The sequence below is a fragment of the Pseudomonas sp. NBRC 111130 genome (assembly GCF_001320485.1).
In the GTDB taxonomy this organism is placed as follows: Bacteria; Pseudomonadota; Gammaproteobacteria; order Pseudomonadales; family Pseudomonadaceae; genus Aquipseudomonas; species Aquipseudomonas vlassakiae.
On sequence record NZ_BCBG01000035.1, the window covers coordinates 47,796 to 55,477 of the forward strand.

Annotated in this window: 8 protein-coding genes; 4 read left to right on the top strand and 4 right to left on the bottom strand. The window is 48.3% G+C overall.

The window, feature by feature from the left end:
* Positions 1-55 precede the first annotated feature (55 nt).
* Entirely contained in the window at positions 56-850 is a 795-nt protein-coding gene (locus APH33_RS16590; RefSeq protein WP_128610107.1) for a hypothetical protein, read from the top strand.
* Here APH33_RS16590 and APH33_RS26730 read toward each other — a convergent pair.
* Both APH33_RS26730 and APH33_RS26735 read right to left on the bottom strand, forming a co-directional pair.
* The gene (locus tag APH33_RS26730) at positions 838-1,929 is read right to left on the bottom strand and encodes an inovirus-type Gp2 protein (RefSeq protein ID WP_177332408.1); all 1,092 of its coding nucleotides are present in this window, start codon (positions 1,927-1,929) and stop codon (positions 838-840) included. The genes APH33_RS16590 and APH33_RS26730 overlap by 13 nt on opposite strands.
* 227 nt (positions 1,930-2,156) lie before the next feature.
* Entirely contained in the window at positions 2,157-2,381 is a 225-nt protein-coding gene (locus APH33_RS26735) for an AlpA family transcriptional regulator (protein ID WP_082433626.1), read from the bottom strand.
* Positions 2,382-2,857: 476 nt separating this feature from the next.
* Here APH33_RS26735 and APH33_RS27230 point away from each other — a divergent pair, with 476 nt between their 5' ends.
* The gene (locus APH33_RS27230) at positions 2,858-3,196 is read left to right on the top strand and encodes a hypothetical protein (RefSeq protein ID WP_156351965.1); all 339 of its coding nucleotides are present in this window, start codon (positions 2,858-2,860) and stop codon (positions 3,194-3,196) included.
* Positions 3,183-3,683, top strand: coding sequence for a JAB domain-containing protein (locus APH33_RS16595; protein ID WP_054886188.1), 501 nt, complete (start codon positions 3,183-3,185; stop codon positions 3,681-3,683). The genes APH33_RS27230 and APH33_RS16595 overlap by 14 nt, the downstream gene beginning before the upstream one ends.
* 49 nt (positions 3,684-3,732) lie before the next feature.
* Here the strand turns inward: APH33_RS16595 and APH33_RS26740 are convergent, their stop codons facing one another.
* Positions 3,733-5,091, bottom strand: a complete 1,359-nt coding sequence (locus APH33_RS26740) for an HNH endonuclease (RefSeq protein ID WP_082433627.1) — start codon at positions 5,089-5,091, stop codon at positions 3,733-3,735.
* Entirely contained in the window at positions 5,092-5,994 is a 903-nt protein-coding gene (locus APH33_RS26745) for a DNA adenine methylase (RefSeq protein ID WP_082433628.1), read from the bottom strand.
* Between the two features lie 103 nt (positions 5,995-6,097).
* Here APH33_RS26745 and APH33_RS26750 point away from each other — a divergent pair, with 103 nt between their 5' ends.
* Positions 6,098-7,414: a site-specific DNA-methyltransferase gene (locus APH33_RS26750; protein ID WP_082433629.1), complete on the top strand. Its 1,317-nt coding sequence runs from the start codon at positions 6,098-6,100 to the stop codon at positions 7,412-7,414.
* Positions 7,415-7,682: the final 268 nt, after the last annotated feature.

Consider the following 7,682-nt stretch of genomic DNA (forward strand, 5'->3'; position numbering starts at 1 on the left):
AAACACGATAACGATTGCCGCCACCTACATCTCAAGAACAAGTCGTGAAATAAAAATGAAAATCAATCATTCAATTATTGAACTCAACCTGTCACTGTCAGAGATGTGGTGCGGCCTTCCAAAATGCGAACTCGAAAAACTCTATGACAAATCAACTGAAGCGGGAAAAGTATTACCAAACAGCTTGGAGGACTTACCTGAGTATCAGTATTTAAAATCTTTACCCGGCAACATAGCAGCAAACCAAGCAGCAAGCCTAGTCACAAAGAAATACTCAATGCTAAGAAGAACACTACCGCTGCGCAGCCAATATATGCTAGACGACTTCCTAAAAAAGAAAATTGAGCGGCGCGTCATTCTGCCTGAAAAACAGGAGCAGATTAACACGATACTCTCTAAAGAAAAAAGGGCTGTACTCGGACGAATCGTGAACGCCTACTCGGGCATCTCGAAAGCAATTGAGCTCTTGCCGCTGTACGGACAAGCGATTGCGATGAAGACTTTGTGCGTTGGCTTGCATCAACTCTACGAAGGCGACCAGCGATTTTATAAAGAACAGATCAAAACTCGGAAGCAAGTTGCGAGCGAGGGAGGCATTGCGCGCAGGGATCGCTACACTCCTGCAAAAAAGGAAGTCTGCAGACTGCTCCAGATATTTCGACCAATTACTGGTTGGTCAAATGAGTTACAAGCACTTAAAGCGATAATGCCAAGCTTGAAGAACTACATGAAGGAAAATGGCATCAGATATCCAGCGCCAGACAGCATAGAGAGAACAGTACGACGCTGGATAAAATCCGACTCGATAATCGCTGCAGTTGTGAAAGCTCCCGACACTCATACAGGATAACTTTTTCTAGGTCTCCCGACTACGTTATCAAGCTTAGGGGAGTTCCCTTTACCAAAAGTTCGGCGTCCGCACGGCATGCATGCACTTACGAAGTGATCTACCTTTGTCAAATAGAGCGCAGCTTTTTCTTTAAGATTGGCGATCATTTGAGAGTCACTATGACTGATCATGCCAACCCCACAAAACCTATAATCCTCTTTATTTCTATTGCAATTGTAATAAAGCCCTCTCCCCTTTGTTACATGCGTGACCCAGCACTCACCTATCCGCTTGGCAATCACAACGTCTTGCCGCACCTTGGCGCCATCTAGAAAAAACATCATGTGGTAATGATGACCTTTTTCTCGACCATACTCCAGCTTCCATACATAGCCTACCATTTCCAAGCCAGGGCATTTATATTTGAGATGGTTAAGCAACTCAACACGATGCCTAACTAGATCATCGGTAACAGACATAAGCGCTTCCTGCCTATCATCAGGACGGCTTAGATCTTCAATATCAAATTCGCCTTTCCTATACGAAAAATCCAATCTCAACACTAGCAATCTCGAATATTTAGCAAACAGGTCATTTATATAGCGCGTTAACCCGGCGTAGTTCTTATCAGCCGCCCTAGCATGAGCCGCCATACTTCTTCTAAATTCATTGCTAGAAATTTTTGCACGAGCAACCGCTACAAACTTGTTCAAGATGGCGATAGATTCATCAACATCCTCACCTTTCAACAAATATGGGTTAGATGGCTTTATCTCCGCATTACAATCAATGAATACCTTTATGTAGGGATTGACTTTGAAAAGAATCACTTCCCTCTCAAGATCCACATAGTTTATAGCGATAGCTGAAAGAACGCGCTGCTCAGATTTATTCAGAACCAGGCTCCCAAGCCCTTTTGTCTTCCTCGGCAAAAACAAACCACCAGGCCCACGCAGAACATCTACCGCCCTCATAATTCGGCTCACGAACTCAAACAACATACCCTGATTATAGCTACTACGACATTGACCATCTGCCTCATCGTAGTAATGCTCATATGCTTTATCCTTGTACACCTCAAGAAACTCTGCCTGCTCCATAAACAATATCCCAATACACCACTGACTGTTAAGCATTACAATATTTATTAGACACAAGAACATGACAAGCTAATAACATATAAACCAAAAATCAAGACCTCCTTAATAGCCGCAAACCGAGGGGCGCAGCATTTCAATCAACGCGGAAGGGACAGGCTATCGCGCGAGTGATTTCAAAAAGTTAGTACACAATCTAGACGCCATCCGACATATAACCTAGATGATTATTAAAAGTTTACATTACCATTCAGTGATTCAATCCATTCATTTACACTCGACTCTAACCAACCAACTGCCGCTCGACCAATCTTAATGGGCTTTGGGAAAGTTCTGTCATAACGGGATGAATCAGGATTTATCCGATCGTAGATAGTCGAGCGAGAGAGCCCAATGCGATTCACGACTTCTTTGAGGCGAAGGATCTTAGGGTGTATCGGTGTAGAACCACTCACGTTGGGATGCCCTCCAGGCGGCTTGCTTATGCGCTGGCAGCCACCATATCGCCATTTCCTCGACCGGGGTAATCACAGTGCTTCGGTAGAAGTTTTACAAGCCCAGTAGCCCCCCCTAAACCCTCGCTTAATAAGCCTCGCCCAAGCCGATAAAACAGCCCTACCTGCCCCCGTTCGTGACTGACAGATTTTGGACCTCCCGGCTGAAACCGGGTGCCCCCCTAGCCCCAAGGCCGTCTGCGTTGCCGGACTTAGTTTCCTGATTGGCGGACTTAGTTTTCGCCCGCCAGGCCAAGCCCTTTCCAGACTCCACGGCGCTCCCGCTCTCGAAGCTTTCCCAGTCGGAAGGCTCAAAAAATCAAAAATTTCGCAGTCATACATCATCACTCGGAACCCAAGCCTCAAGCTGACCGCCCAAGCGGTCAGCTTGAGGTGAGGATGCCTTCCGGTAGTACCAAAACGAGAGTGGATTTCCCATGGCTATAACATGCCCCATCTGTTCGTCCACACATACGACGGATAAAAATTCAGCTACGAACTTGTGCGCTTGGATCGGCGCAATCGCTGGTTCGGCCAAAGGTTATAAAAACGCCAGAACAGGTGCTGAAGCGGGTGCACTAGCTGGAACCATCGCCGGTCCAGTGGGTTTCACCACTGGAACGTTCATCGGAGCTGTGCTGGGCGGATTAATAGGCGCAACTGCAGGATTTACAGCTGGAAGCAAGCTTGGACAACAAATTGATCAGCAGATTTTACAGTATCGCTTTTGCATGAAATGCGGACATAGCTTTGGAGAAAGAAATGAAATACTGTAACGTTCTCACGACCTCTTGTTGCAGTTATGACTCTTGTGCCGGGCCGATTCTTGAAGCGGACGTAATTCAAGCCGCGCAACAGGTAGCGATGAAACGGTTTATGATTGGACGCTCACTCGCTCAACCAAAGCAAATAATTACTTGGCTACAACGGATGCTGGAGCTTCATGACGACGACACCTTTATCTTGCTTCTGCTCAATGAAGAAGAGACAGTTTTTGCCACTCGTGAACTATTTAGACGCAATCGTAAAGGAAGCATTTGTAGTCGAGAACTGTGTAAAGCCGTTATCGAACACAATGCTGCAGCAGTCATTATCGCCCACAAAAACCTCACGCACTCTCTTAAAGATATTGAAGAGAGAAAGATCGTTATCGGAAATATGGCAAAGTCACTTCACTTAACAGGCTGCCGAATGCTTGACTACGTAATGGTCAATACTGAAACCTGTTTCGTGCTCGCCGACGAAAAGTTTAGAATTGACTGAATTGCCCCAGTGAGCACTGAGGCACGTTTATCAGGATAAATTATCTAAATCAGTCAGCAGATACCCATGCTCGCCGCCTTTCAAGATAGGCAGATCTCGGAGGAGACTTCTTCGGAGCACGGAGCTTTCTATCTTCATAAGGAGTTAATAGCGCTAGAAGTGATGTATCAGCTCCGATCTTATCTCTATTGAGAGATACAACACAATCATCCTCAATGAGGAGGTAGCCTTTTTCAAATGCTTTATCTACCAGAAGAGACAAACATATGCCATTCGATGGATCTAAACGAATTGTCTGGTCTTCACTCCAAGGAACGATATGCGAAGCCACCAAAAAGTCCCTGCTTTTAATACCTGTTAAAGCGCATCGGTAGCCGTAATTTCGCTTCACAGCTTCGGCGAAAGCTCGTTGGGCGCTTCCCCGAGTTTTAACGGTGGCGTGAGAATCTTGTACTTCATAATCCCGATCTTCAATTTGGTCACGGAAGACCTCTACTTCCTCAACGGATACATCTAGCGTTTCGGCTACAGCATCGCTCAGCACGAGTGAAGATGAGCGTTTGCCCAGCATCTCAAGAAATGAATCAACTGAAGCTGTGATTTGAGGATCTAACTTGAGTACCTTCTGCCAGGCATCGTGATTACGGGAAGGGTCAAAAAACAAGCCGTATCCTGGATTCCTCAAGTAGCCAGCTAAAGCAATCGCCGTAACATCATCCAATGATTCAATGACGGCTTCAGGCTCACTGGACTCTAATAACCGCGATAAAGCTGCATCTGTTACTTTGCTCGGCGCGACACCTCCGCTTGCAACGGATGACCAAGCCAAAGCTGAGCGTTGAGAGGTTTTTGCCGCTATATCTTGGATTTCTTGAGGAACAAGGCTAATACTAGCCCACTCAAAATCCTCGCTCGGTTCCGAAAGATAGGCACGGAGCTGAAGCGTGTCGTCTTCACCAACCAGCTTTATAGCAAACAGATACGGTTGGCCCGCTCCCCGACTGGCCAGGAGCTCAAACTCGCGCTCGGCTGCGGCAATTTCTGTGTGAGTAGGATCGCCAGGTATCGTTTGAGCAGTTTCTTCGGTGGGATCAATCGACATGCGCCACACCAGGGGAGCGCCAACACTTGTTTCCCATTTAAGATGCGGGCGGTCGGCGGAAATCAATACCAAAGCACCCGACGCTGTCCCAGTCGGCCACTTATAAGTAAGCGGCGCTGAGCCATCGCTATTCGCTTTCGGAAAATAACGATCAATAGCATCCATGAACGTGCTTTTTCTCGACAGCTGGATATAATCCTTGGTATAGGTTTTATCCTTCGAGTTATTGAAACGTCCATATGTAGCTCGATGCGCCGACGGGCCGTAATAGATTACTAAAACCCACTCCACTGGCAAAGCTGACATTCATGCCCTCCCTATGATAATCGCTTCTGGTGAACGATGAGCCTCAACCTCTCTCTTACTCTGAGCGGCAAGCGAGCGATGAGTAGTGAAAGTCACAATTTCTGCATTTGGAAAGAGTTCGTGCACTGACTCAGTGTCACGATTCGACATCACCCAATTAACACCACGATCGGTTAAATTATGGCAAATGCGAGCGAGCTCGATCAAATCTGCAGCTTCAAAAGTTTTTGCAGTATATTTATTGAACTTAGCAGTTGGCTCTTTCTCTGAATCAGGGCGAGTGAATATCGGCAGATAGGGAGGATCAAGATAAACAAAATCCCCACTGGAAGCAGTTTTCAACACTTCTCGAAAATCGGCATTTTTTATATCCGCGCGCGCTAAAACCTGCTTTATGCTAGCTAAGGAAGCGGACTCGAAACCTTTAAACGCTCGGTCACCCCAAGGAACATTCATTGCACCTGTGCGAGAGTTTTCCCGCCACAAGTGATTCCATGAAACTCCGTTAAGGTAGAAAAACCTTGCCGCCTTTTCTAGCAGCGAAGTTGGAACTTGCGCACGAACTTCGTAATAAAACTCCTTGGAGTCGTTCTCCATGTACCAATTGAGTCGAGGTATTAGCTCCTCTTGATGGTCCCGCATGGCAACCCAGCCTGCGACCAAGTGCTGATTCAAATCAGCCAGGTAAGCACGACCCGCGACACGTCCTGCGCAAGCTAGAAATACCGCTCCCCCACCGAGAAAAGGCTCGTAGTAATTCTGGATTTTGTCTGGAATGTACGGGAGTATGCGCGGAAGTAGGCGAGTTTTACCCCCAACCCATCTTACGAACGGCTTGATAGCTGGGAGGGAGCCGGCGAACGGTAGTTGCGCCTGACCCAGATTTGAAGCACACTTGTCCATTTGATCTCTTATTTCCGCCGGTTGATCGGCCAAAGGTATTCTAGCAGGATGTACAACGTAGGTAACGCATCACTGTCCGATGAAGGTAAATTTAGGAGTTTTTATGTCTGACGTTCAGCTCGTCTGGCCGAACAAGGACTTATCACTGCGTGCTTCCGGTGCCAACGGGTACGAATGGATGCATCCAGCGGATCCTCGGCTGTTGCAACCATACGAGACGGAAATGCTCACCCCTGGGCCTATAACCCCCCAGTCGAACGCGCTGGTGATCGGCGACGGACTGGATGCCCTTGAGGCGCTCCATCGCAATTCTGCGCTCTTCAATGGCGGTATACGCCTGGTCTACATCGACCCGCCTTTTAACACACAGGTTAATTTCCGCCAGTATACAGATACCATGGACCGCTCCAAGTGGCTGAGTATGATGCGCGATAGATTTACAGCCATACTTCCACTCCTCGCTGAAGACGCAAGTATTTGGGTCCATCTGGATGACAGCGAAGTGCATCGCGCGCGTGCAGTAATGGATGAGGTATTCGGTGAAGGTGCATTTGTCACATCTGTAGTCTGGCAAAAGAAAACGACCCGAGACTCGCGCGCTGCGTTTTCGTCAAACCATGACACTATTCTCGTATATGCTCCAAGCGGTCCGAAGAAATGGAAAACTTCGAGAAACCTCTTAGTTAAAGATAATGCCCATCTTCTCAACAAAGATAATGACCCAAGAGGCCCTTGGGGGGATGCTCCGTTCACCGCGCCGGGTATCCGCCCCGCACAGCAGTATGAGATTGTCACTCCTACGGGTCGTGTTCTGCGCCCACCGCGAGGACGGTCGTGGTACGCCACAGAGCCCACGTACCGGGACCTAATCGAGGACGGTCGAATTTGGTTTCCTAAAGGAGGTGATGGATCGCCCCGGCTGAAACTCTTCGCAAACCAGCTTCGCGGGCTAGTACCTTTCACTGTCTGGGGCACCTCAGATACGGGTACGAATGACGAAGCCAAACGGCATTTGCTAGCGATGTTCCCGGATCACGAGGTATTTGATACTCCTAAGCCCGAGCTCCTTCTCGAACGCATTATCCATATCGCCACGAATCCTGGAGAGCTAGTAGTAGACATTTTCGGAGGCAGCGGAACCACGGCGGCAGTTGCCCACAAAATGGGGCGGCGCTGGATGATAGCTGAGCGTAATGCACAAACCGTTTTAGAGTTCCTCTACCCTCGTCTTGAACACGTCGTGAAAGGCAGGGATCCGGGAGGAATTACGGAAACAGTCTCTTGGCAGGGCGGTGGCAGCTTTGAGGTTGTCCACGTTCCTCCCAGATTCGGCAGGACAGGTAAATTGACCCACTCACAGTCTCTGGTTCATAGCCTAGCTGGACTGGCGCATGCTTGTGAGCTGCCAACTGCCTCGTGAGGCGATGAAAGGTTAACAGACTGGTCTAACCACCGAGGCTCAATCACTTAAGAGCTCTCTTTCCCCTCACGCTTTGCTAGACTGGGGGGATAAATGGGGGATCGAAAGCATAGATCATGACGAAACCCAATAAAATAAGCTGCTAAGCCGATTAAAAAGCCGGCCACAAGCCGGCTTTTTAATGCCCTTTTTTTGTATGCCGACAGTTGTGCAGCGCCTATCAGATCGAGCGCCGCCCGCGCGGCGCATCGCGGGCAAGCCCGCTCCC

Excerpts from the sequence above, each read along its gene's own strand:
- APH33_RS16590 (WP_128610107.1), top strand. The coding sequence starts at position 56 with ATGAAAATCAATCATTCAATTATTGAACTCAACCTGTCACTGTCAGAG.
- APH33_RS26730 (WP_177332408.1), bottom strand. The coding sequence starts at position 1,929 with ATGGAGCAGGCAGAGTTTCTTGAGGTGTACAAGGATAAAGCATATGAG.
- APH33_RS27230 (WP_156351965.1), top strand. The coding sequence starts at position 2,858 with ATGGCTATAACATGCCCCATCTGTTCGTCCACACATACGACGGATAAA.
- APH33_RS16595 (WP_054886188.1), top strand. The coding sequence starts at position 3,183 with ATGAAATACTGTAACGTTCTCACGACCTCTTGTTGCAGTTATGACTCT.
- APH33_RS26740 (WP_082433627.1), bottom strand. The coding sequence starts at position 5,091 with ATGTCAGCTTTGCCAGTGGAGTGGGTTTTAGTAATCTATTACGGCCCG.
- APH33_RS26745 (WP_082433628.1), bottom strand. The coding sequence starts at position 5,994 with ATGGACAAGTGTGCTTCAAATCTGGGTCAGGCGCAACTACCGTTCGCC.
- APH33_RS26750 (WP_082433629.1), top strand. The coding sequence starts at position 6,098 with ATGTCTGACGTTCAGCTCGTCTGGCCGAACAAGGACTTATCACTGCGT.